This window comes from Streptomyces sp. NPDC038135, from assembly GCF_055601245.1.
In genome coordinates this window covers 145,546-169,033 of the sequence record NZ_JBVJXS010000004.1, presented here as the reverse complement: position 1 = coordinate 169,033, position 23,488 = coordinate 145,546, and the positions used below count along the sequence as shown (strand labels likewise).

16 protein-coding genes are annotated in these 23,488 nt (G+C 70.3%); 11 read left to right on the top strand and 5 right to left on the bottom strand.

The features are described from left to right. The first annotated feature begins 56 nt into the window (after positions 1-56). Together ACZ7JA_RS12345 and ACZ7JA_RS12340 are read left to right on the top strand one after the other, a co-directional pair. On the top strand, positions 57-995 hold the full coding sequence (locus tag ACZ7JA_RS12345) for an SRPBCC family protein (protein WP_351663682.1): 939 nt from the start codon (positions 57-59) through the stop codon (positions 993-995). After that, positions 992-2,164: a zinc-dependent alcohol dehydrogenase gene (locus ACZ7JA_RS12340; protein WP_351663684.1), complete on the top strand. Its 1,173-nt coding sequence runs from the start codon at positions 992-994 to the stop codon at positions 2,162-2,164. The genes ACZ7JA_RS12345 and ACZ7JA_RS12340 overlap by 4 nt, the downstream gene beginning before the upstream one ends. A gap of 53 nt (positions 2,165-2,217) precedes the next feature. On the opposite strand, the gene uvrA is transcribed toward ACZ7JA_RS12340, so the two are convergent. Continuing rightward, positions 2,218-4,686 (bottom strand): excinuclease ABC subunit UvrA, encoded by a 2,469-nt coding sequence (gene uvrA, locus ACZ7JA_RS12335; protein ID WP_470808037.1) that lies wholly within the window; start codon positions 4,684-4,686, stop codon positions 2,218-2,220. A gap of 294 nt (positions 4,687-4,980) precedes the next feature. On the opposite strand from uvrA, the gene ACZ7JA_RS12330 reads away from it, so the two are divergent. The 4 genes from ACZ7JA_RS12330 (at position 4,981) to ACZ7JA_RS12315 (ending at position 7,744) form a co-directional block, all read left to right on the top strand. Further along, positions 4,981-5,232, top strand: a complete 252-nt coding sequence (locus tag ACZ7JA_RS12330; RefSeq protein ID WP_351663688.1) for a hypothetical protein — start codon at positions 4,981-4,983, stop codon at positions 5,230-5,232. Between the two features lie 10 nt (positions 5,233-5,242). Next, positions 5,243-6,427: a flotillin family protein gene (locus ACZ7JA_RS12325; RefSeq protein WP_468895798.1), complete on the top strand. Its 1,185-nt coding sequence runs from the start codon at positions 5,243-5,245 to the stop codon at positions 6,425-6,427. 13 nt (positions 6,428-6,440) lie between these two features. Next, positions 6,441-6,581, top strand: coding sequence for a hypothetical protein (locus ACZ7JA_RS12320; RefSeq protein ID WP_470808036.1), 141 nt, complete (start codon positions 6,441-6,443; stop codon positions 6,579-6,581). A gap of 140 nt (positions 6,582-6,721) precedes the next feature. Then, positions 6,722-7,744, top strand: coding sequence for a DNA-directed RNA polymerase subunit alpha (locus tag ACZ7JA_RS12315; protein WP_389447314.1), 1,023 nt, complete (start codon positions 6,722-6,724; stop codon positions 7,742-7,744). A 110-nt stretch (positions 7,745-7,854) separates the two neighbouring features. Here ACZ7JA_RS12315 and ACZ7JA_RS12310 read toward each other — a convergent pair whose 3' ends face one another. Then, complete coding sequence (locus ACZ7JA_RS12310; protein WP_351668572.1) at positions 7,855-8,028, bottom strand: CsbD family protein; 174 nt, start codon at positions 8,026-8,028, stop codon at positions 7,855-7,857. Between the two features lie 137 nt (positions 8,029-8,165). Here ACZ7JA_RS12310 and ACZ7JA_RS12305 point away from each other — a divergent pair, with 137 nt between their 5' ends. Beyond that, entirely contained in the window at positions 8,166-8,336 is a 171-nt protein-coding gene (locus ACZ7JA_RS12305) for a hydrophobic protein (RefSeq protein WP_470808035.1), read from the top strand. 237 nt (positions 8,337-8,573) lie between these two features. Here the strand turns inward: ACZ7JA_RS12305 and ACZ7JA_RS12300 are convergent, their stop codons facing one another. The 3 genes from ACZ7JA_RS12300 to ACZ7JA_RS12290 form a co-directional block, all read right to left on the bottom strand. Continuing rightward, on the bottom strand, positions 8,574-9,929 hold the full coding sequence (locus ACZ7JA_RS12300; RefSeq protein ID WP_389305422.1) for an FG-GAP and VCBS repeat-containing protein: 1,356 nt from the start codon (positions 9,927-9,929) through the stop codon (positions 8,574-8,576). 417 nt (positions 9,930-10,346) lie between these two features. After that, entirely contained in the window at positions 10,347-11,399 is a 1,053-nt protein-coding gene (locus tag ACZ7JA_RS12295) for a M12 family metallopeptidase (RefSeq protein ID WP_470808034.1), read from the bottom strand. A gap of 48 nt (positions 11,400-11,447) precedes the next feature. Further along, positions 11,448-11,789 carry a hypothetical protein gene (locus tag ACZ7JA_RS12290; RefSeq protein ID WP_351668566.1) on the bottom strand — a complete coding sequence of 114 codons (342 nt, stop codon included), beginning with the start codon at positions 11,787-11,789 and terminating at the stop codon, positions 11,448-11,450. A gap of 1,378 nt (positions 11,790-13,167) precedes the next feature. Here ACZ7JA_RS12290 and ACZ7JA_RS12285 point away from each other — a divergent pair. The 4 genes from ACZ7JA_RS12285 (at position 13,168) to ACZ7JA_RS12270 (ending at position 23,485) form a co-directional block, all read left to right on the top strand. Further along, positions 13,168-13,407 carry an MbtH family protein gene (locus ACZ7JA_RS12285; protein WP_470808033.1) on the top strand — a complete coding sequence of 80 codons (240 nt, stop codon included), beginning with the start codon at positions 13,168-13,170 and terminating at the stop codon, positions 13,405-13,407. A gap of 23 nt (positions 13,408-13,430) precedes the next feature. Beyond that, entirely contained in the window at positions 13,431-14,303 is an 873-nt protein-coding gene (locus ACZ7JA_RS12280; protein WP_403680464.1) for an aspartyl/asparaginyl beta-hydroxylase domain-containing protein, read from the top strand. A 28-nt stretch (positions 14,304-14,331) separates the two neighbouring features. After that, complete coding sequence (locus tag ACZ7JA_RS12275) at positions 14,332-14,988, top strand: 4'-phosphopantetheinyl transferase family protein (RefSeq protein ID WP_351668560.1); 657 nt, start codon at positions 14,332-14,334, stop codon at positions 14,986-14,988. Between the two features lie 67 nt (positions 14,989-15,055). Continuing rightward, a complete protein-coding gene (locus ACZ7JA_RS12270; RefSeq protein WP_470808032.1) occupies positions 15,056-23,485 on the top strand; it encodes an SDR family NAD(P)-dependent oxidoreductase in 8,430 nt (2,809 codons plus the stop codon). Positions 23,486-23,488: the final 3 nt, after the last annotated feature.

The following is a 23,488-nucleotide window of genomic DNA, read 5'->3' as shown; positions in this document are numbered from 1 at the left end:
GCCCTCTCACTCAAGTGGCACGCCTTCCGTTCACCTCACCGCACGTGGGAGCACTCATGAAGACAGACACCCGTTCCGCCTCCCGCCTACAGCACGATCCGCTCGTGCGTGGCCTGGGCTGGGCCAGTGCGCTCCTGGGCGTGCCCCAGGTCGCCGCCCCGGCCGGCTTCGCCCGGGCACTGGGTGTAGACGGCACATTCCGGCACCGCTCGGCCACGACCGCCGTCGGTGTGCGTGAGCTGACGGCGGCGGCCGGGCTGCTGGGGCGGCCGCATCCCGCCTGGCTCTGGGGCCGCGTCGGTGGCGATCTCATGGATCTGACGATGCTGACCCGGGCCCTGAGGAACCACGACGGTCGTGGCCTGGGCCGCACCGTTGCCGCGACCGCCGCGGTCACCGCCCTCACGGCCACGGACGTCTACGCGGCCGTGACCCGCACCCGTAGGAGCACCCCCATGGAACTGACCGCGACCACCACCGTCAGCCGATCCCCGGACGAGGTCTACGCCCTTTGGAAGGACCTGAAGCGACTGCCGGACTTCATGGCGCACCTGGACGAGGTGCGCGTCACCGGTCCGCGCACCAGTCACTGGCGGGCCGGCGCGCCGTTCGGCAAGACGGTCGAATGGGACGCCGAGACCACGCAGGACGACCCCGGCCGGCTGATCGCCTGGCGGTCGGTGGAGGGCGCCGACATCGACAACTCCGGCGAGGTCCGCTTCGTGCCCGCCCCCGGCGGCCGGGGCACGGAGATCCGGGTGCTCCTGCGCTACGACCTGCCCGGCGGACCGGTGGGCAAGGCCGCGGCGCGCTACTTCGGCGAGGAACCGCACCAGCAGCTGGACGACGATCTGCGCCGCTTCAAGCAGATCGTGGAGATCGGCGAGGTCGTCCGCTCCGAGGGCGCGCCCGGCGGCAAGCAGGCCCGTGGCGAGTTCCCGCAGCACCCGGCCCGACCGCTGACCGAGGACGAACTGAAGGAGGCCCTGGCATGAAGGCGAACTGCTGGACGGGACGCAACTCGGTCGAGGTGCAGGACGTCCCCGAACCGTCGATCCTCAACAGCCGCGACGCCATCGTGAAGATCACCTCGACGGCGATCTGCGGCTCCGACCTCCATCTGCTCGACGGCTACGTCCCCACCATGGAAAAGGGCGACATCATGGGCCACGAGTTCATGGGGGAGATCGTCGAGGTCGGCCCCGGCGTCAGCGACAAACTCCGCGTAGGCGACCGGGTCGTCGTCCCCTTCCCCATCGCGTGCGGCGCCTGCGCGTCCTGCCGCGCCGAGCTGTACTCGTGCTGCGAGAACACCAACCCCAACGCCGGCATCTCGGAGAAGTTCTTCGGCCACCCCACCGCCGGCATCTACGGCTACTCCCACCTCACCGGCGGCTTCGCCGGCGGCCAGGCCGAGTACGCCCGCGTGGTGCTCGCCGACGCCAACGTCCTCAAAGTCGGGCCCGAACTCACCGACGAGCAGGTGCTGTTCCTGTCCGACATCCTGCCGACCGGATACATGGGCGCCGAGATGTGCGACATCCAGAAGGGTGACGTCGTCGCCGTCTGGGGCGCCGGCCCGGTCGGCCAGTTCGCCATGGACAGCGCCCGGGTCCTGGGCGCGGAGAAGGTCATCGCGATCGACAAGGAGACCTACCGGCTCGACATGGCCGCCGCCCAGGGCTACGCCACCATCAACTTCGAGGACACCGACGTACGCTCGGCACTGCTCGAACTCACCGGCGGCCGGGGCCCCGACAAGTGCATCGACGCGGTCGGCCTGGAGGCCACACACGGTGCGTCCCACATCCACCTCTACGACCGCGCCAAGCAGGCGGTCCGCTCCGAGACCGACCGGCCACACGCCCTGCGCCAGGCCATCCTGTCCTGCCGCAGCGGAGGCGTGGTGTCCGTCATCGGCGTCTACGGCGGACTGATCGACAAGTTCCCGGCAGGCGCCTGGATGAACAGGTCCCTGACCCTGCGCACCGGGCAGTGCCACGTGCACAAGTACATGAAACCGCTGCTGAGCCTCATCGAACAGGGCAGGATCGACCCCACCCGGGTCATCACCCACCGGCTGCCCCTGACCGAGGCACCGGCCGGCTACGACCTGTTCAAGAACAAGAAGGACCACTGCGAGAAAGTCGTCCTCAAGCCGTAAGGGCCGCACCGGCACAGGGCGTACTCAGCCCTTCGCGCTGTCGTGCGCTGTCGTCAGGAGCGCGCGAGCCGGGCCGCGAGATAGGGCGCGGTGGCGCTGCGGCGGGCCCTCGCCACCTCGGCCGGCGGGCCCGCCGCGACCACCCGCCCTCCCATGTCGCCGCCGCCCGGACCGAGGTCGATGACCCAGTCGGCGGTGGCGATCGTGTCCAGGTCGTGCTCTACGAGGACGACCGTGTTGCCGGCGTCGACGAGCCGGTGCAGCTGTCGCAGCAGCAGCGCGATGTCCGAGGGGTGCAGCCCCGCCGTCGGCTCGTCGAGCAGGTAGAGCGCGTGCCCGCGCCGGGCTCGCTGCAGTTCGGTGGCCAGTTTGATGCGTTGCGCCTCACCGCCGCTGAGTTCCGTCGCGGGCTGGCCCAGCCGCAGGTACCCCAGTCCCACCTCGCGCAATGTCTCCAGGCTGCGGGAGGCCGCCGGAACGGCGGACAGGAACGTGGCCGCGGCGTCGACGGACAGCGCCAGTACGTCGGCGATGTTCTTGCCGCGGTAGGTGACTTCCAGCGTCTCGGCGTTGTACCGGGCGCCTCCGCAGGTCGGGCACGGCGCGTAGGTGCCGGGCAGGAACAGCAGTTCCACCGCGACGAATCCTTCGCCCTGGCAGGTCTCGCACCGCCCTTCCGGCACGTTGAAGGAGAACCGCCCGGCCGAGTAGCCGCGCGCCGTGGCTTCGTCCGTCGCCGCGTACAGCTTGCGCACCGCGTCGAACATCCCGGTGTACGTGGCCAGGTTGGACCGGGGTGTTCGGCCGATGGGCCGTTGGTCTACCCGGACCAGCCGGTCGAACGACTCGACCCCCGCCGCGTCCTGGACGTCGACCTCCAACTGCGCCTCGTCGGGCTCCTCGGGCACGAGTCCGAGGTGGCCGCGGACGACCTCGGCGAGCACCTGCGTCACCAGCGTCGACTTCCCGGAACCGGACACGCCCGTCACCGCCGTCAGTACGCAGAGCGGTACGTCGACGGACACGTCGTGCAGATTGTGGCGGGAGACGCCGCGCAGGTGCAGCCAGCCGTGCGGTGTGCGCGGGCGGTGATCGAGCGGCTGGGCGCGCCCGAACAGGTACTGGCTCGTGGCCGACTCCCCGACCTGCTCAAGACCGGCGACCGGGCCGCTGTACAGCACGCGGCCGCCGCCCTCGCCCGCACCGGGGCCGATGTCGACCACCCAGTCCGCCCGCCGTACGACGTCCATGTCGTGCTCCACGACGAACAGCGAGTTGCCCGCCGCCTTGAGGCGGTCCAGCACCTTCAGCAGCGGTTCCGCGTCAGCCGGGTGCAGGCCCGCGGAGGGTTCGTCGAGGACGTAGACGACGCCGAACAGCCCCGAGCGCAGCTGGGTGGCGATCCTCAGGCGCTGCGCCTCGCCCGGCGACAGGGTCGTCGAGCGGCGCCCGAGGCTGAGATATCCCAGGCCCAGGTCGAGCAGTACGTCGATCCGCGCGACCAGGTCGCCGCAGATCCGGACCGCGACCTCGGTCGTCTCCCCGGACCGGGCCGTCGACGTGGTGGCGTCGGCCTCGGACCGCCCTGCGACGGGCCGCAGCAGTGCCACGGCCTCGGTGAGCGGCATCGCGTTGATCTCCGCGATGGAACGCCCGGCGAAGGTCACAGCGAGGGCCTCGGGCCGCAGCCCGCTGCCGTGACAGACGGGGCAGGGCACACTCCCGACGAACCGGAGCGCCCGCTCGCGCATCTTCTCGCTCTTGGAATCGGCGAGGACGTGCATGACGTGCGCGCGGGCGCTCCAGAACTTGCCCTGGTAGCCGTAGTCGATGCGGCCCTCCTCCGGCTCGATGTACACCAGGGGCTGCTCGTCCGTGTACAGCAGCCAGTCCCGGTCCCTCTTCCTCAGCCGGCGCCACGGGCGGTCGATGTCGATCCCCAGACCGCTCACGACACTGCGCAGGTTGGCGCCCTGCCAGGCGCCCGGCCAGGCGGCGATCGCCCCCTCGCGGATGCTCAGCGAGGGGTCCGGGACGAGCAGGTCCTCGGCGACGTCGTGCACGACGCCCAGGCCGTGGCACTCCGGGCAGGCGCCGGCGGCGGTGTTGGGGGAGAACGACTCGGCCTCCAGTCGTGCGGCCCGGGGCGGATAGGTGCCGGCGCGGGAGTACAGGATGCGCAGCAGATTGGACAGCGTGGTGAGGGTGCCGACCGTCGAGCGCGAGCTGGGCGCCCCGCGTCGCTGCTGCAGGGCCACGGCCGGTGGCAGGCCGGTGATCTCCTGCACGTGCGGTGCGCCGACCTGTTGCAACAGCCTTCGGGCGTACGGTGCCACGGACTCGAAGTAGCGCCGCTGGGCCTCCGCGTAGAGCGTGCCGAACGCGAGCGAGGACTTGCCCGAACCGGAGACGCCGGTGAAGGCGACCATCGCGTCCCGCGGAACGTCGACATCGACGTTCCGCAGGTTGTTCTCACCAGCGCCCCGGACATGCACGAAGGGGTCGGTCGCGTTCTCGTTCACCGTTCCTGATTACCTGATCGCGCCGCGAACCGCGCGACAGGCGCAGTCACCGGCCCCCGCTGCCGGGCGACATTCGGGAGTGCTTCACCGTTGATCCATAGTGTGGGCGTGCCGGGGACTGTGCCCCCGGACCTCACACTTCGCCCAGGAGGACGAGCGGTGAACTCCACACACGGTGCCATGTGAAGGCCTGGCGGGTACGGGAACGCTCCACGCCCCTCCCTCCCATTGGGTCGCGGCCCCGCTGGGTCTATCGTCAGACTTCTGAGGCCAGGACGAGGAGGACGGCCGGTGATGCCGCAGGACGACGCCGTGATCGGCTGCACGGGCAAGGTGCTCATCGGGACGCGGGGATCCGCTGGCCCCGGCGAGGTCCTGGTGCGGGTCCGAGGCGGCTCCGAGACCTTTCTGGCCTGGTCCGAGGACCCCCTGCCCGCGGGCACGACGGTCCTCGTGATCGAAGCACGCGGATGCCGGAAGGTCGGCGTCATCGAGTGGGTGGATCCATTGGACGCGCTCGGCGGAGAGGCCGCCGGCGCAAGCTGAGGAGTACAGCATGTTCGGATACCGCGTTCCCGCTCCCGACGAGGCGATGTTGATCTCGGGGGGCCGGCGGGGACTGGGGGGCGCGCCGTTCCGAGTGGTCACGGGGCACGGGAAGTTCGTGCTCCCGGTCTTTCGCAAGGTCCGCTTCCTCACCCTGTCGATGTGCGAGGCGGAGGTCACCGAGACCTGTGTCACCAAGCAGGGCATCTCCCTGCACGTCCGCGCGGTCATCGCCTTCAAGGTCGGCAACGACCACGAGAGCATCATCAACGCCGGTCAGCGGTTCCTCTCCGACCAGGAGCAGATGTCGGTGCTCACCGGCCGGATCTTCGCCGGACACCTGCGGGCCATCATCGGTTCGATGACGGTCGAGGAGATCGTCACCGAGCGGCAGAAGCTCGCCGCCGAGGTGCTGGACACCTCCAAGACGGAGATGGCGACGATCGGCCTGATCGTCGACTCCCTGCAAATCCAGTCGATCGACGACGGCGACACCGGTTACATAGACGCGATGTCGGCCCCGCACAAGGCGGCGATCCAGCGGCAGGCCCAGATCGCCCAGGCCCAGGCCACCCAGGCCGCGGTCGAGGCGGAGCAGGAGGCGGCCCGGAAGCAGGCCGAGTACGCCCGGCAGACCGCGATCGTCAGGGCCGAGTACTCGGCCCAGGTGGACCGCGCCCAGGCGGAGGCCGCACAGGCGGGGCCGCTGGCCCAGGCCCACGCCCAGCAGGAGGTGCTGGCCGCTCAGACGGAGCTGGCCGAGCGCCAGGCGAAACTGCGCCAGCAGCAGCTGGTCGCCGAGGTCGTCAAGCCGGCCGAGGCCGAGGCCGAGCGGGTGCGGATCCTCGCGGCCGCCGAGGCCCAGCGCATGAAGATCCAGGCGGAGGCGGCGGCCTCGTACGACCGGGTCGCGCTGGACCGGATGCTGATCGACCAGCTCCCTCAGATCGTGAAGGAGGCGGCAGGCGGCCTGTCCGGCGCCAACGTCAACATCCTGAACGGAGCGGACGGCCTCGGCGAGATCGCCGCCGGCCTGGTGTCCCAGGGTCTGACGATCCTCGACTCGGTGCGGCAGAACATGAGCGGGCAGGACCAGGACGCCAAGGCGGACGACAACACCGGCGCCAAGGGGCTGCTGCAGCTGCGCTCGGGCAAGGAGCGGACGTCGGACGACGGTCCGGTGAACGTCGACTAGCTCGTCCGGCGGCGTGGACGACGGTGGAGCGCCGGTCGGTGGCCGGGGTCCGAAGCTCGTCCAGCACCGCCACCGCCAGGTCCTCGGCGCCGATGCGGGAATCCCCTTCGGCGCCGAGGAGCAGGGTGTCGCGACGGTGATGTGGTCCCTGTGATCGGGGGCTCGCCCGGCGAAAGGATTGCTTTCGGGGCGGTCCCTGGGCGGTTCGGCCCCGTGAGCCGACAGAACCGGCCGTACCCTTGGAGGTATCCGTGGCGTCATATAGTGGGCGCCCCATCTTGGAGGCAATACGTCGTGCTGATCGCTCAGCGTCCCTCGTTGACCGAAGAGGTCGTCGACGAGTTCCGCTCCCGGTTCGTGATCGAGCCGCTGGAGCCGGGCTTCGGCTACACCCTCGGCAACTCGCTCCGCCGTACTCTCCTGTCGTCGATCCCCGGTGCCGCTGTCACCAGCATCCGCATCGACGGCGTCCTGCACGAGTTCACCACCGTGCCGGGTGTCAAGGAGGACGTCACCGACCTGATCCTCAACATCAAGCAGCTGGTCGTCTCCTCGGAGCACGACGAGCCGGTCGTGATGTACCTGCGCAAGCAGGGCCCGGGTCTGGTCACCGCCGCCGACATCGCGCCCCCGGCCGGTGTCGAGGTGCACAACCCCGACCTGGTCCTCGCCACGCTCAACGGCAAGGGCAAGCTGGAGATGGAGCTGACCGTCGAGCGCGGTCGCGGCTACGTCTCCGCGGTGCAGAACAAGCAGGTGGGCCAGGAGATCGGCCGTATCCCGGTCGACTCCATCTACTCGCCGGTGCTGAAGGTCACGTACAAGGTCGAGGCGACCCGTGTCGAGCAGCGCACCGACTTCGACAAGCTGATCGTCGACGTCGAGACCAAGCAGGCGATGCGTCCCCGTGACGTCATGGCCTCCGCGGGCAAGACCCTGGTCGAGCTGTTCGGTCTCGCCCGTGAGCTGAACATCGACGCCGAGGGCATCGACATGGGCCCGTCCCCGACGGACGCTGCCCTGGCCGCCGATATGGCGCTGCCGATCGAGGAGCTCGAGCTCACCGTTCGGTCGTACAACTGCCTCAAGCGCGAGGGCGTCCACTCCGTGGGTGAGCTCCTGGCCCGCTCCGAGGCCGACCTGCTGGACATCCGCAACTTCGGTGCGAAGTCCATCGACGAGGTCAAGGCGAAGCTGGCCGGCATGGGCCTGGCCCTGAAGGACAGCCCGCCCGGATTCGACCCGACCGCCGCCGCGGACGCCTTCAGTGCGGACGATGGCGGGAGTACGGGCTTCATGGAGACCGAGCAGTACTGATCGCTGCGCGGCCTGTGTGTCGGCACGCCGGAGGGTGCTCCGCAATCGTGGGTCAGGGGCTGTCCCAGGTTTCACCCTGGGACAGCCCCTGACCCACGCGTCATAGCGACTCAGTGCTTGAAGGCGTCCTTGGTCTTTTCCTTCGCTTCACGGGCGTCCCCCGTGCTCTTCTTGGCCTGCCCCTCGGCGGCCATACGGTCGTTCCCGACGGCGCTTCCCAGAGCCTCCTCGGCCGTGCCCTGAGCCTGCTCGGACTTCGCCTTGGCCTTCTCGCCGGCACTCATGGAATACGCCTCCTCGTAGTGTTGTAGCCGCTGTCGCGGTGAAGACCTGCTGCCCTGGCATCTCCTTAACAAACAAGGCGTTGTCCATGAATGATGGGCGCAACGAAGGGCATTCGGTGGCCAGGAGGTTGATAACAATGGTTCCCCTGCTTCTCGTTCTTCTGCTGGCCCTGATCCTCTTCGGTGCGGGCTTCGCCCTGAAGGCACTGTGGTGGATCGCAGTGATCGTTCTGATCGTGTGGGTGCTCGGCTTCGTCGTCCGATCCGTGGACGGCGCGGGCCGCAAGGGCCGCTGGTACCGCTGGTAGCCGCGCCCCTCGGGTGCGAGGGGCGCTGTTGACAGCGGAGGTTGACGTGGGGCCCGGCCGGTGCGGCCGGGCCCCACGTCGTGCAGTAGGCCCCATCCCCTCGAGTGACGGGGATGGGGCGTATTGCGAGCATCGGGGGGTATGTGCGACATGCATCGGCCCCGCAGAAGTCGCAGCGGAACCCTGCACCTCCTATTCTGCGGGGCCGATATACAGGCTCCTACTCGTCCAGGGAAGTCATTCCAGAAAGCCGTTGATGGGCGCCGCCTTGAATTCCGTCGCGCCCGCCGTGGTGATGCCGCCGGCTGAGCCGGGCAGCCGCAGAGAGCCGAGACCGCTCACGTACAGGTCGGCCGTTCCGTCCCCGACCGTGTCACGCAGCCGTACCACGCCACCGAACTGCTCGTCGGCCGTCAACTGGCCAGGGACACCGGCGGTGTTGCGGGCGAACCACTGGGAACCGGAGCCGGACAGGCCGCCCGCCCGCCCCTTGAGGACGTGCACGCCGCCCGCGTACTCCTGGCCGTCTATCTCCTCGCCCCGCACGCCGACCGCGAGGTCCGCGTAACCGTCGCCGTTGACGTCGCCCGCGGAAATAGAAGAGCCGAACTCGTCCCGGTTCTCAGGGGTTCCGGCGACGCCACTGGTCGACTGGGTGATGCGGGTGCTTCGGGACGGGCCGGCGGACGAGCCGTACCAGACGCTGACGCGGCCCTTGTGCTTCGAGTAGAGGGATGTGCCGACGGCGATGTCACCGTAGCCGTCCTTGTCGAAGTCGGCGATGACACCGTCGCCGCCGCGTTCGGCACTGCCGCCGTCGCCGGGCTCGGATTCCAGGCGGAGGCTGCTGCCCGGGGTGAGCGAGGTCGCGCCCCCCTTGATGAACCAGACATCGGACGCGACGGATTCGGGGCCGACCACGTCACCGATGATCGCGAGGTCGGTCTTCTTGTCGCCGTTGACCTTGCCGGAGATCAGGGCGGTCGCGTAGAAGGACGACGTCTTGTCGAGCTTGGTCACGGCGCCGGTGGTGCCGGAGCGCTTGAGCGGGCCGCGGTAGACGTACGTCATGGCCTCGTTGATGACGGCCAGGTCCTGCTTGCCGTCCCCGTTGAAGTCGCCGGTCGCCAGGTCCCTGCCCATGTAGTTGTTGCGGCCCGGGTTCTTGTTCGGGAGGGTCGTGCCCGTGGACAGGCCGGAGGGAGAGCCCCAGAGAATCGTCACGGCGCCCTGGAAGCCGTTCTCGCCGGTCGCCGCCACCGCGAGGTCGCCGTATCCGTCGCCGTCGAAGTCCGCGGCGGCCCGGACCTCGCCGAACATGTCGTCGGCTTCGTCGGAGCCGGGCACGCCGGGGCTCGACTGGGTGATGCGCTGCTTCGTGGGGCCGGGCCCGGTGGCGGTCCCGAAGACCACGCTGACGCCGCCGCCCCCTCTGGCGCTGAAGCTCGAGTAGGCGTAGTCCCGGTAGCCGTCGCCGTTGAAGTCGTCGCCGTACTTCGCGGGCGCGGCGCTCGCTGACGCGGCGGGCAGAGTGAGGGGGATGAGGCCCGCTACCAGGAAGGTGGCGAGCGTCGGCTTTGTGCGGACGAGCATAGTGTTCGGGCTCCTTGTGAGTCGCGGAGGCGATGGGCTCAGTCGGCGGCGAACTGGGCGCCCCGGGGGAGATACGTGGCCACTGGTGGGTGCGGGCGCCACGTCGTTCGCCGAGAGTTGCTCCAGGGTGAGGCGTGAGGTCCGCGAACAGGAGACCGATCATGGGGCCGAACGGTTGTACGTTCGCCCAGAGCAACGTCGTAAGTGCTTGTTGGAGTGGCCTCCATATCGACGCCGCCGTCGGACAGTTGGCCGCCGATGACTTCCACGTCACCGACGAACTGCTCACCCGGCCCTCCCCGCGGACCAGCACACCGAAAGCGCCCGCCGGTCGGCGCAGGAACGTCTTCCGCCACCGGATCTGCCCGCAAAGAGCGGGGCCCAGTCTCACTGGGCCCCGCTCTCTCCTGCTTGCGGTCACCAATACATGACCGACGCGTTCGCAGAACCCCACGTGGAGTACATCCGGACGCGCAGGACATACCGGCGCCCCTTGAAGAGTTTGACCTCGAAGCGGCCATTGCGGTCCTCGCCGCTGTCGTCCTCGCCGGTGACGTAGCGCAGGTTCTCGTCATCGGCCTGCTCGAAGAGGACCATCTTCACGTCGGCGTCTCCGAAGGTGCCGAACTGGTACTTCTGGCTCTTCTCCGGGATGATCTCGTAGTCGGCCTGTTCTCCTGAGGCGAGGGTAAGGACCGACGAATCGAACGGCTTCAACTCGTCCATGTGAGGGGCCAGCGGCGGATACCATGATCGCACGTACTCCTTGTCCTGCTCAGACACTTTGAGCGGAGAAGGAATGCCGTTCCGATACTCCTCCGGCCGATTGATCAGACCGGGTCCGAAGCCGTATTCCATGATGGACTGCACGTCCCAGTGCGAACCGGTCACCTGGTCCGTGGAGAGTTTGCGGATTATGTTGTTGTAGGTCGTCTCATGGGGCCAGAAATTGGGTGGGCCTGCCATGGAGCGGTAGACGTTGTCCGTGTTCCAGTCGATGCCGGCGAACGGATTCTGGTGCTCATGGCAGAAGCCGATGGCATGCCCTATCTCGTGCCGGACCGTGGCCTTGCCGTAGGGCGAGGTAGGGTCCCATCCGAAGTTCATCGTGGCCTGTTCGACGCCGATGCCGAGACAGTCCGTACCGACGTATGACCAGGATCCGTCATCGGCAAAGGTGATCCGGATCTCCGATTCCGCAGGGTTGTCCTCGGGACGGAACTTCAGTCCGATGCCAAGGCCCTCCCACTCCTCGAAACCGTTGTGGACCTCGGTCAACCATGCTTTTGCCACGCCGTTGTCGGCACCGTTGAGAAAGCTGTACCGCAGCTGGGTGCCGTTCACCCACTTCGAGTGATTGGCCAGTATCGCCCTGGTCCGCGGAAGGCTGAGGCTCGAGGGCAGCGTGGGGATTCGCTCCGGGGGCTGGGCGCAGTACCGCAGAGCTTCCTTCTCCTGTTCAGCGGTCATGGTGATGCCCCTGACTTTCGTGCTCGTGACGTCGTGCTCGTGGCGGGCTCAGATGTCCACGTTCACGCCGCCGGGATAGGCGTACTGGTCGTACGGGCGCATCGTCACCGTCTTCCACGCTCCGGTCGAGCCGATCTGAAGGCAGGAGTCGAACGGGTACAGATAGGTGTAGACGGGCCCGTAGCGGCCCTCCCACTTGTAGCCGTCGTCGGACTCGGCGTACCAGTAGAAGAACTGCTGATTGTTGGGTGCGAGGAGGATTCGCTCGTAGGGCTTGATGCGCCACCAGCCCATGGTCCGGTAGTTTCCGTACTGCCCGCATCTCTGCGGGTCCCAGTACATTCCCACCACCTGGATCGTCGAGGAATGACTGTTTCGGAAGTACGGCATGATCATGCTCCTCGCTGCTGAGACGCCTCTATGTGCTTGCGCCACCGCTCCGCGAGAGTGGTCTGCGGCACTTCTTCCGCCGACACGACGGGAGGTGGCTGTGCCGCCGCGACATTGGCGTCACCGGCCGCCTGTACCTCGGCCTCATGGAGCGTCGAGTCGAGCCCGCTCCTGACGTCCTCTTCAGGTGCCTCCTGAAGCAGTTCGACAGCAGGCTCGAAACTCTGGAGCGGTGCTGGGACACCCGTCGGTTGATTGTTGGACATAGCGAATCGCCCCATCGCTTTCTGCTCATGGCGGGATTCCCAGGACATGCCCGGGCGGAGAGCGATTGACCGTTGAAGGGCCGTGCTCGGTCTCACTCATGATCTTGGAGTGCTCGACGGGTGATTGCCGACCACAGTCGGTGAATCCCGGTCGAACCGATGCCCCTGCATTCGATGCTGCGCCAGTTTTGGCCGTCGTGCATCTCAGGAATCGCCTTTACCGGAGTGATGTTTACCGGTTAACGGCTGAACGGACCAGGCGAGATGCCTGCCGTGAAGCAGAAGTCTTTGTGGACCGCAGTGAAGGCGCCCTGGCGCGGGCTTAGATGCCATTTCAGTGAGTCTGCGGTGGCATATCAGGTGGCGGCGATGGCTGCGATTGGTCAGCTCATCTGCTGTCGCCCCAGCAGACAGGCCTGTTCCTTCTTCAGGGTGGTGAAGCCCGTAGAGGTCGCTGAGCCGGCGGTTCACGCGAGCGAGACATTCTTGACGCTGCGACAGCCGCAACCCGTTGAGGTAGGTGACGACTTAGCCGACGAACGCCAGCCCGATGGTGACGACCACTGCGATCATGAGGGGCGATAGCAGATGAGGGTTGCTGCGATACCCGCGCACACTTCGCAGCGGCGGTGGAGTCGGCGGATGTCGCTGAGGCGGCTCACTCCGCTCGGCGGTCCCGCGGTGCCGGCCGAGCCGGGCGGCGGTGAACCTGGACGGCTGCACCCCACCGACCCGCCGCTGCCGACACCGACAACATTTCGGCCAGAGTGGCCAACATGCGATTGAAAAGTGGCGGTTGACGATCACGATCAGGTCAACCTAGGCTCATTCCCGGTTCGAGCACGAAGGCCGAACGGGGGAGGCGTCGCTTCGCGGCGCGTTAGGGGGCCAAGGAATTTTCACGACTTGTTCAGGTGCCGTAGGCCGGATCGTGCGCATCCTGGTTGCCTAGGCCACCTTCCCTCCGTTCACTCTGGGGCGTTCCGCGGTCCGGCTGTTCGCTGTCCGTCGCCCCTGTGACCACTGTTTCTCGCCGTCGGCGATTCCGGTGATGATGCTGAAAGCGCCCGGGAGCGCAGCGTTGGCTCAGTCGTGCCCACGTGAGGTGTTGTGTGTCCAGTCCTTTCGAAGAGAACGATGGCAGCTACCACGTGCTGCTCAACGACGAAGAGCAATACTCCCTGTGGCCGGCCTCATCGGACGTGCCCGCGGGATGGCGGATCGCACTGAACGAGGCGAACCGCCAGGACTGTCTCGCCTTCATCGAGGAGAACTGGTCCGACATGCGGCCACGCAGTCTTCGCTCGGCCATGAAGTCCACCACAGGTACCTGTTCCGCCGTCGAAAGTTGAACTCGAAATCAGGAGGGCGACGCGTGCGCTCGCACATACTTGGCCGCATTGAACTCGACCAGGAACGCTTAGCGAAGGACCTTGCCCACCTCGCCGCGGTGCCCACCGTGGAGGAGGAGTACGACGAGTTCAGCAACGGGTTCTGGAAGAATATTCCGCTGTACAACGCGAGCGGCGGAATCGACGACAGGCTGTACCGTGACCTCAACGGCTCACCGGCGCGGCCCACCGACCACGTGGAGCACGTTCCCTACCTCAGCGAGATCATCACCACGGTCTACAACGCCGACCGGCTCCAGATGGCCCGCACCCGGAACCTGAAGAACGCCGTCATCATCCCGCATCGGGACTTCGTGGAGCTGGACCGCGATCTCGACCAGTACTTCCGCACCCACCTCATGCTCGAGGACAGTCCGCTGGCCTTCCACTCGGACGACGACACGGTCATCCACATGCGGGCCGGCGAGATCTGGTTCCTCGACGCGGCCGCCGTCCATTCGGCGGTCAACTTCGCCGAGTTCAGCAGGCAGTCGCTCTGTGTCGACCTGGCCTTCGACGGCGCGTTCGACGAGAAGGAAGCCTTCGCGGACGCCTCCGTCTACACCCCGAACCTCCGCCCCGCCGTTCACGAACGCGCGCCGTTCACCAAGGAGCGGGAAGCCGGGATCCTCGCCCTGTCCGGCGTGATCGGACGTGAGAACTTCCGGGACATCCTGTTTCTGCTGTCCAAGGTCCACTACATCTACGACGTTCATCCGAGCGAGACCTACGAGTGGCTCGTGGCCGTCTCGAAGGGCGTCGGGGACGACAAGATGGTGGAAAAGGCCGAGCAGATCAGAGACTTCGCCATCGGCGCACGGGAACTCGGCGAGCGCTTCTCGCTGACCACCTGGTAAGCGGCCGGAGAACGGGCCCGGGGGAACAGTGATCGAGGAGATACTTCCCGTCGACGTGATGTCCGCGGAGGCCTTCGACGACGACGCGGACACTCATCTCTTCGCCGAGGAAAGAGCGGCCGTCGCCGACGCCGTGCCGCGGCGCAGACAGGAATTCTCGACAGTGCGCCGATGCGCTCGAACAGCGCTCGGCGAACTGGGAATTCCCCCGGTTCCCCTGCCGCCCGGAACGGGCAGGGCCCCGCAATGGCCGCCCGGAGTGGTCGGCAGTATGACGCACTGCTCCGGATACCGCGCGGCCGCGGTGGCCCGGGCCAGTCGGCTGCATTCCGTGGGAATCGACGCCGAGCAAAGTGCCCCGCTTCCCCAGGACGTGCTCGACCTGGTGGCCCTGCCCGACGAACGGGACCTCGTGGAAGGGCTCGGCGCGCGGAGCGACGCGGTGCCGTGGGACCGATTGCTGTTCAGTTGCAAGGAGGCGGTCTACAAAGCCTGGTTCCCCTTGGCCCAGCGGATGCTGGGGTTCGACGGGGCCCGGATCGACATCGAGTCCGGCGGGTTCTTCTCCGCGCGGTTCCTGGTGCCCCCGCCCCGGGCGGCCGGGAATCCGGTACCCCGGCTCACGGGGCGCTGGATGCACCGCGACGGGCTCATTCTGACAGCCATCGCCCTCCCCTGTCCGTAAACGAATCCCCGTCATGCGCCACGCGCATTCGGGCACCCTCGCGCGCCTTTCCTGGGACGGAAAACCGATGACCGAATCGCCCACGTTCACCGAGACCTTCACCGTCACCGCCGACAACCCCCTGTTGCGCGGGCACGTCGTGTACGGTCGCAGCCTCATGCCCGGTGTCGGCTACGTGGACCTGGCGCTCCAGGTGCTGGCCCGGCACGGACACCCCATGCCCGAGGTGGAGCTGCGCAACCTCACGATCCTCGCGCCGCTCGTCGCCGGGCCGGGTGAGGCCGTCCTGACCACCGTCGAGGGCCGCCCCGCGGCCGGCGGGGGATGGCGCGTCGAGGTGCGCAGCCGCCGCGCCCAGGACACCACCGACGTGCTGCACGCCGTCGTCACCGCCCACCACCGCGGCCCCGTCGCCTTCACGGAGCGGCTCCCGCTGCCCGTTCAGGGAGCGACCCGGCGCACCACGATGGACGAGATCTACACCTGGTGCCGGGAGTACGACCTGTTCCACTCGGGTCTGATGAAGCTCGGCGGTGCGGTCCACCACCGTCCCGGCGACTGGATCGCCGAGCTGGAACTCGCCCCCGAGCACCAGGCCACCACCGGCGCGTTCCTGTTCCACCCCGCCCTCTTCGAAGCCGGGCTCCTCGGCGGCGGTGTCGCCCTCGGCATGCTGCACGGGGACAACGACGGCCCCGGCCTCTATCTCCCGCTGATGTTCGACCGCTTCCGCGCGGCCGGACCCCTCGGTGGGCGCTGTTACGTCCGCGTGCCCGCCGACTCCGTGCGCCGCGACGACGAACTCATACGACTGGTCGTGGAGTTCTACGACCACACCGGCCAGAAGGTCGCCGAGGTGGGGGAGTTCGTCGCCAAGCGCATCCGCGCGGCCGACGCGCTCGACGTCCGCGGCGACGCTCCCGCCGCGCCGCCCGCAGCCGTCGCTCCTACACCCACTCCTGCTCCTGCTCCTGCGCCTGCTCCTGACCCGGTGGCGGATGCCCGGCCGGTCTCGGCCGTGTTGCGGGAGCTGGTGGGGGCTCGGCTGGGTGTGCCCGTGGACGCGGTGGACGTGGGCCTGGGGTACTACGAGTTGGGCTTGGGATCGGCCGATCTTCTGTCGTTGGTGGCGGAGTTGGAGGAGCGCCTGTCGGTGGAGTTGTCGCCGACGGTGATGTTCGAGCACCGGACGATCGAGGAACTGGCGGCGTGGCTGGAGCCGCAACTGCCCGCGGGTGCCCTCGCGGCAGCGCCCGCCGCACCCGTCGCCCCCGCGCCCGCCCCACCGGTCGTCTCCACGCCTGCCGCGCCGGTCGCCCCCACACCGGTCGCATTCATGCCCGCCGTATCGGCTGCTCCCGCACCGGTCGCCCCCGCGTCCGCCGCACCAGCCACCCCCGTCCCGCCGGCCCCCGCGTCGGCTCCCGCCGCCGGGGTTCCGGCCGACACGGCCCACGTCCCGCACGCCCACGGCACCCCCGAGGCCCTTTCCGTCGTGCGCACCGCCCTCGCCGAAGACGTGGCGGCCCTTCTCGGGGTGCACCAGGACGATGTGCACCCCGACGCGGAGCTCGGCGAGTTCGGGCTGGACCTGGGCGGACGCGCGCGGCTCGTCGAGCGGGTGAACGAGCGGTACGGGCTGGCGCTGACTCCGGGCGTCTTCGGCGAGCACCGCACGCTGCACGCCCTGGCGACCCACCTCGTCGGCGTTCACGGCGTGTCGGACACACCCGGTGCCCGGGGCGCCGCGCCGGGCACCGCCGTCCCGCAGGCCCCCTTCCGGAACACCACCGCCCCGCGGGCCCACCCCCTGCTCCAGCGGACCCTGCCCGGCGGCGGGGCGGACGAGGCGACGTACGAGACGCTCTTCGACGGCTCGGAACCGTATCTGCGGGACCATCAGGTCCGCGGCGGCCGGGTGCTGCCCGGGGTCGCGCATCTGGAGATGGCGCGCGCGGCGGTCGCCCGGGCGCTGGGCAGGGAGGACACCGCCGCCGTCCGGCTGACCGACGTGGTGTGGCTGCGGGCCGCCGTGCACGGCCCGGACGGACTGACGCTGCGCGTGCGCGTGCGCACCGGCGGCGAGGGCTGTGCGTACGAGATCCTCGCCGTAAGACCCGACGGTGCCACCACTCTGTGCGGCCAGGGCCGGGCTAGCCTCGCCGGGGACACCACCCGGCGCACCCTGCCCCTCGCCGCGCTGCGGGCCGCGTGCACCGAGGCGCCGTACACCGGCGAGCACGTCTACGGCCTGTACGGCGGCCTCGGCCTGCAGTACGGCCCCTCCCAGCGGTCCCTGACGGAGCTGCGCACCGGCAGGGACGCGGAGGGCCGCCGCCAGGTTCTCGCCGAGCTGCGCCTGCCGGAGGCGGCCGAACCGCTGCACGGCGGCCTCATGCACCCGAGCATCCTCGACGGCGCCCTCCAGGCCACCATCGGCCTGTGGCTGGGCGACGGCGGTTCGGCGACGCTCGCCCTGCCGTTCGCGCTCACCCGCGCCGAGGCCCTGGCCGACTCGCCCTCCCGGGCGTACGCCTGGATCCGCCACCAGCCCGGCAGCGGCACCGACCGGGCCTCCGCCCGGCTGGACGTCACCGTCATGGACGAACAGGGCCGCGTGTGCGCGGAGCTGACCGGGCTCTCCAGCCGTCCGCTGCCCGCCGTCGAGACGCCGGCCGAGCCCGAGGCCGTACGTCCCGAGCCCGAAGCCGTGCGCCCCGGTGACATCGCGATCATCGGCGTGGGCGGCCGCTACCCCGAGGCCGCCGACCTGGACGAGTTCTGGCAGAACCTGCGCGCGGGCCGCGACTGCGTACGGGAGGTCCCCGCCGACCGCTGGAACCAGGGTCGGTACGCCGAGGCCGGTGCCGGCGGCTGGGGCGGCTTCCTGGACGACATCGACCGGTTCGACCCGCTGTTCTTCCAGATATCGCTGCTGGAGGCCGACCACCTCGACCCGCAGGAGCGGCTGTTCCTGCAGTGCGCCCACCACACCCTGGAGGACGCCGGATACACGCCCGACCGGCTCTCGCGCGGCGCGAAGGTCGGCGTCTTCGTCGGCGTGATGTACCAGGAGTACCAGCTTCTCGGCGCCCAGGCGCAGGAGCGCGGCGAGCCCGCGGCCCTGTGGGGCAGCGCCTCCACGGTCGCCAACCGGGTGTCGTACTTCTACGACTTCCACGGGCCGAGCATGGCCGTGGACACCATGTGCTCCTCCTCCCTGACCGCCATCCACCTGGCCTGCGAGGCCATCCGCAGCGGTCAGTGCGACACCGCGCTCGCGGGCGGCGTCAACCTCACCCCGCACCCGAACAAGCACCTGGTGCTGGGGCAGCGCAAGTTCCTGTCCAGCGACGGCCGGTGCCGCAGCTTCGGCGAGGGCGGCGACGGCTACGTGCCCGGCGAGGGCGTCGGCGCCGTGCTCCTCAAGCCGCTGGAGCGGGCCGTCGCCGACGGCGACCGGATCCTCGGGGTGATCAAGGGCACCGCGGTGAACCACGGGGGACGCACCTCCGGCTACTCGGTGCCGACCCCCGTCGCCCAGGGCGAGGTCATCGCCGACGCGCTCGCCGCAGCCGGCGTCGACCCGCGCGCCCTGAGCTACCTGGAGGCCCACGGCACCGGCACCGCCCTGGGCGACCCGATCGAAGTCAGCGGCCTTGAGCGGGCGTTCAGCCGCACGGGCGGGGCGCCCGAACGGCTCGCCATCGGCTCCGTGAAGTCCAACATCGGGCACCTGGAGTCCGCCGCCGGCATCGCCGCCGTCACCAAGGTGCTGCTCCAGATGCGTCACGGCGAACTGGTGCCCAGCCTCCACTCCACGGCGCTCAACCCGCACATCGACTTCGAGCGCACGCCGCTGCGCGTCCAGCGGACTCTGGAGCCGTGGCGACGCCCCGTGCTGGAGGGCCGCAGCCTGCCCCGGATCGCCGGGGTGTCCAGCTTCGGCGGCGGCGGCTCCAACGCCCACGTCGTCATCGCCGAGTACCGGCCGCCGGCCCGCCCGGCCGAGGCCCCGGCCGATGGCCGCCCCGCGCTGCTGGTGCTCTCCGCCAAGAGCGAGGGCCAACTCGCCGAACAGGCCCGTCGTCTGCACGCCCGGCTCGGCGAGGCGGCCGACGCGGACCTGCCCGCGATCGCCTGGACCCTCCAGACCGGGCGCCTGGCGCTGGAGGAGCGCTTCGCCTTCGCCGCGACCAGCCTGGCCGAAGCCCGCGCCCGGCTCGCCGCCTTCGCCGCCGAGCCGGGCGCGACGGGCCCCTGGTACCGGGGCACCGTCCGCCCGGACCGGCCCGCCGACGTCCCGGCGGTGCGCACCGCCCTGGACGCCTGGACGCGGCAGGGCGCGTACGAGGACCTGCTCGCGCGCTGGGCCGGCGGCGCCGACGTGCGCTGGGAGGACGCCTGGCCGGCCGGCGGCACGGTGCGGCGCATCGGCCTACCCGGTTACCCGTTCGCCCGCGAACGCTGCTGGTTCGACCTCGACACCGCGGGCGCGCCGCACCGGCCCGCGCCGGCCGCCGGCTCCCCGGCCGCCTCCGACGTGGTGCTGCTGCGGCCCGAGTGGGCCGAGCGGCAGGCCGCGAACGGGGCGACGGGCGCCTTCACGGAACGGCACGTCGTGGTGCTCGGCCTCGCCGCCGACGCGCGCGACACCCTGCGGGCCGCGCTGCCCGCCGGGGTCGGGTGCACCTTCCTCGAACCGGCGGACGCACCGCTGGACCGGCAGTACACCGACGCCGTGCGGCAGGTCTTCACGCTGGCCCGGCGACTGCTGGAGCAGGGCGTGCGCCGGCCCACGCTGCTTCAGGTCGCGGCCGTCGGCGACAGCGACCGACTGGCCTGCTTCAGTGGTCTGGGCGCGCTGCTGCGCACGGCCCACCTGGAGAACCCGAAGCTGCACACCCAGTACCTGGAGTGCCTGGACGGCGCGTCGCCCGCCACCCTCGCCGCCCGCCTCGCGGCCGAGGCCACCGCCGACCCGGAACCGGAGGTACGCCACCACGACGGCCGCCGCCAGGTCCGCCGCCTCACCGAGGTCACCGGCGCCCGGCCCGCCGCGGCGCCCTGGCGGGAGGACGGCGTCTACCTCGTCACCGGCGGCCTGGGCGGGCTCGGGCTGCACTTCGCGCGGGACATCGCCGCCTCGGTCGCGCAGGCCACGGTGATCCTCACCGGGCGCTCGCCGCTGACCGACGAGCGGCGCGCGGTGCTGAGGGAGCTGCGCACCACCGGCCTGACCGTCGAGTACGAGAGCGTCGACGTCGCCGACCGGGACGCGCTCGGCGCCCTGCTGGCCCGGGTGACCGCGGACCACGGCCCGCTGACCGGCGTCCTGCACGCCGCCGGGGTGATCGAGGACAACTTCGTCGTCCGCAAGAGCCCCGGGGAACTCGACCGGGTCCTCGCCCCCAAGGTCACGGGACTCGTCCACCTGGACGAACTGACCCAGGAACAGCCGCTGGAGCTGTTCGTCTGCTTCTCGTCCCTCGCCGGCGCGTTCGGCAACCCCGGGCAGTGCGACTACGCCGCCGCCAACGCCTTCATGGACGCCTACGTCGGCCACCGCGAGCGGCTCGTGAGCGCCGGGCGGCGCAGCGGCCGTACCGTGTCCGTCAACTGGCCGCTGTGGGACGAGGGCGGCATGGGCGCCGAGGGCCCCGTCCGCGAGCAGTTGCGCGCCCTGGGCCTCGCCCCGCTCGACACGCAGCGCGGCCTCGCCGTCCTGCACCAGGCCCTGGCCGGCGCGGAGGGCGGCGTCACGGACGGCAGGCTGCTGGTGGTCGCGGGCAGCCGCGAGGCGCTGCTGAGCCGGCTGACGGAGCGCGCCGGGGAGACGGCACCGCAGGCTCCCGCACCGCAGTTCGCCGCAACGCCGACTGCCGCACCGCAGAACGCGCCCGCGCAGATCACCACGGCCAAGGCACCGCAGGCCCCCGCTCCCGTGACGGCGGCCGGCGGTGGATCCGCACGGTCGGTGGAGGACCGCGCCGTGGCGCACCTCAGGCGCGTGCTGGCCTCCGCCCTCAAACTCGGGCCCGAGCGCCTGGACCCGGACACCCCGCTCGAGCGGTACGGCATGGACTCCGTGCTCGCCGTGACCATGGTCCAGCCGCTGGAGGACGCCTTCGGGCCCCTGTCCCGCACCCTGCTGTTCGAGGTGCGGACGGTGCGCGGGCTGGCGCGGTACCTCGGCGACGAGCACGCGCAGGCGCTGCGCGAACTCGTCGGCGAGCCGGCGCACGAGGCCCCCCGGCCGCAGAACACCGCAGCCGAGACGGCCCGGCCGAACACCGCCGACGCCACCGCCCGCACCCCGGTCGCGCCCGCGGCGGGCCAGGACATCGCGGTCGTCGGCATCGGCGGACGCTACCCGCACGCCGACGACCTGGACGCCTTCTGGACCGCGCTGCGCGAGGGCCGGGACTGCGTCACCGAGGTCCCCGCCGACCGCTGGAAGACCGACGGCGGCCAGTACGGCGCCTTCCTCGACGGCATCGACCGCTTCGACCCGCTGCACTTCGGCATCTCGCCCCGCGAGGCCGCCGCCATGGACCCCCAGCAGCGGCTGTTCCTGGAGACGGTGTGGCACCTGCTGGAACAGGGCGGCGTCACCCAGGAGGTGATCGAGCGCCGCTACGGCCGGCGCGTGGGCGTGTACGTGGGCGCCGCCTACCAGATGTACCGGGCCGACGCGTCCGAACCGGTGCTCGCGGCGCTCACCTCCTCCGCCTCGTACAACCTCATCGCCAACCGCGTCTCGCACTTCTTCGGCCTCGAGGGCCCGAGCCTCGCCGTGGACAGCATGTGCACCTCCTCGGCGATGGCCGTCCACCTCGCCTGCGCCGACCTGCTGCGCGGCGAGTGCGAGCTGGCCGTCGCGGGCGGTGTCAACCTGACCGTGCACGAGGACAAGTACGTCGCGCTCTCCGAGATGCGGCTGCTCGGCACCCACCCGGGCAGCCGCAGCTTCCGCGACGGCGACGGCTACCTGCCCGCCGAGGCGGTCGGCGCCGTACTGCTGAAACCGCTGGACGCGGCGCTGCGCGACGGCGACACCGTCCTCGCGGTCATCAAGAGCACGTCCTCCCTGCACGGAGGCCGCTCCAACGGCTTCATGACGCCCAGCCACCGCACCCAGGTCGCCGCCATGCGCCGGGCACTGGAGCGGGCCGGTGCCGAACCGGACTCCATCGGCTACGTCGAGTCCGCCGCCAACGGCACCGCGTTCTCCGACGAGATCGAACTGCGCGCCCTGCGCGAGGTGTTCGCCGGGATCTCCCGCCCGGTGCCGGTCGGCGCCGTCAAGTCCAACCTCGGCCACCCCGAGGCGGCCTCCGGCATCGCCCAGCTCACCAAGGTCGTGCTCCAGCTCCAGCACGGCCGGATCGCACCGCTCGTCGCCGCCGGCGCCGCCAACCCCCGCCTGGACCTGGACGGTTCGCCGCTCGAACTGTGCGACCGGCTGACCGACTGGGAGCCGCGCGGCGGCACGGACACCGGCGGCCCGTCCCAGCCCCGCCGCGCCCTCATCAACTGCGTCGCCGCGGGCGGCAGCCACGTCAGCATGGTCGTCGAAGCACCGCCGGCCGCCGCGGAGGCCCCGGCCGCCACCCCGGACACCGCGCCGCAGATCGTCGTGGTCTCCGCCCGGACCGAGGAACGCCTGGCCGCTGCGGTACGGCGGTTGCACGACCACCTGGCGGCCCTGCCCGACGAGGACGGCACCGTGAGCCTCGCCGACATCGCGTACACCACGCAGCTCGGCCGCGAGCCACTGCCCGAGCGACTCGCCGTGGTCGCCGCCGACCGCGCCGCACTGACGCGGGCGCTCGCCGATCACCTCGCGGGCACCCCCACGGCCGTACCCGTACACCGGGGCAACGCCGACGACGACCCCGGACCCTGGACGTCCGTCCTGGCCGGCGCCCGCGGCGAGGCATTCCTCACCGGGCTCGCCGAGGACCGGGCCCTGGAGGAACTGGCCGCCCTGTGGGTGTGCGGGGCCCGGGTGCCCTGGAGCGCGCTGCACACCGGGCGGCGCCGGATGGTGCCCCTGCCGGCCACCGCGTTCGAGGCGGGCAGCTACTGGGTCGGACACGCCTCGCAGGCGGCCGCACCGACGACGACGGCACCGGACCCCCTGCCGGCCGGCGCCGTCACCGACGCCGAACAGACCATGGCGCAGGCCTGGGCCGACGTCCTCCAGGTCGACGCGGCCACGCTGACCGCACGGACCGACTTCTTCTCGCTCGGCGGCAACTCGTTGCTGGCCACCCGGCTGATCAACCTGCTCAAGGAGCGGGCGGGCGTCGAGCTGCCGACCGAAGCGGTCTTCAACGCACCGCGCCTTTCCGACATGACCCGGGAACTGGGCGCCCGCCTGCCGGTGGCCGGGGACGCGAGCACCCGCGAGCTGGATCTGATCCTCGAAAGCATCGCCCTCGTCGAGCACATGAGCGACGAGGAGCTGGACGCGCTGGACATCGAGAGCTGAGGC

Bases quoted from the DNA above. Each gene is read 5' to 3' on its own strand.
- ACZ7JA_RS12340 (WP_351663684.1), top strand. From the start codon at position 992: ATGAAGGCGAACTGCTGGACGGGACGCAACTCGGTCGAGGTGCAGGAC.
- ACZ7JA_RS12270 (WP_470808032.1), top strand. From the start codon at position 15,056: ATGACCGAATCGCCCACGTTCACCGAGACCTTCACCGTCACCGCCGAC.
- ACZ7JA_RS12300 (WP_389305422.1), bottom strand. From the start codon at position 9,929: ATGCTCGTCCGCACAAAGCCGACGCTCGCCACCTTCCTGGTAGCGGGC.
- ACZ7JA_RS12325 (WP_468895798.1), top strand. From the start codon at position 5,243: ATGTTCGGATACCGCGTTCCCGCTCCCGACGAGGCGATGTTGATCTCG.
- ACZ7JA_RS12310 (WP_351668572.1), bottom strand. From the start codon at position 8,028: ATGAGTGCCGGCGAGAAGGCCAAGGCGAAGTCCGAGCAGGCTCAGGGC.
- ACZ7JA_RS12290 (WP_351668566.1), bottom strand. From the start codon at position 11,789: ATGCCGTACTTCCGAAACAGTCATTCCTCGACGATCCAGGTGGTGGGA.
- ACZ7JA_RS12295 (WP_470808034.1), bottom strand. From the start codon at position 11,399: ATGACCGCTGAACAGGAGAAGGAAGCTCTGCGGTACTGCGCCCAGCCC.
- ACZ7JA_RS12305 (WP_470808035.1), top strand. From the start codon at position 8,166: ATGGTTCCCCTGCTTCTCGTTCTTCTGCTGGCCCTGATCCTCTTCGGT.
- ACZ7JA_RS12345 (WP_351663682.1), top strand. From the start codon at position 57: ATGAAGACAGACACCCGTTCCGCCTCCCGCCTACAGCACGATCCGCTC.
- ACZ7JA_RS12330 (WP_351663688.1), top strand. From the start codon at position 4,981: ATGCCGCAGGACGACGCCGTGATCGGCTGCACGGGCAAGGTGCTCATC.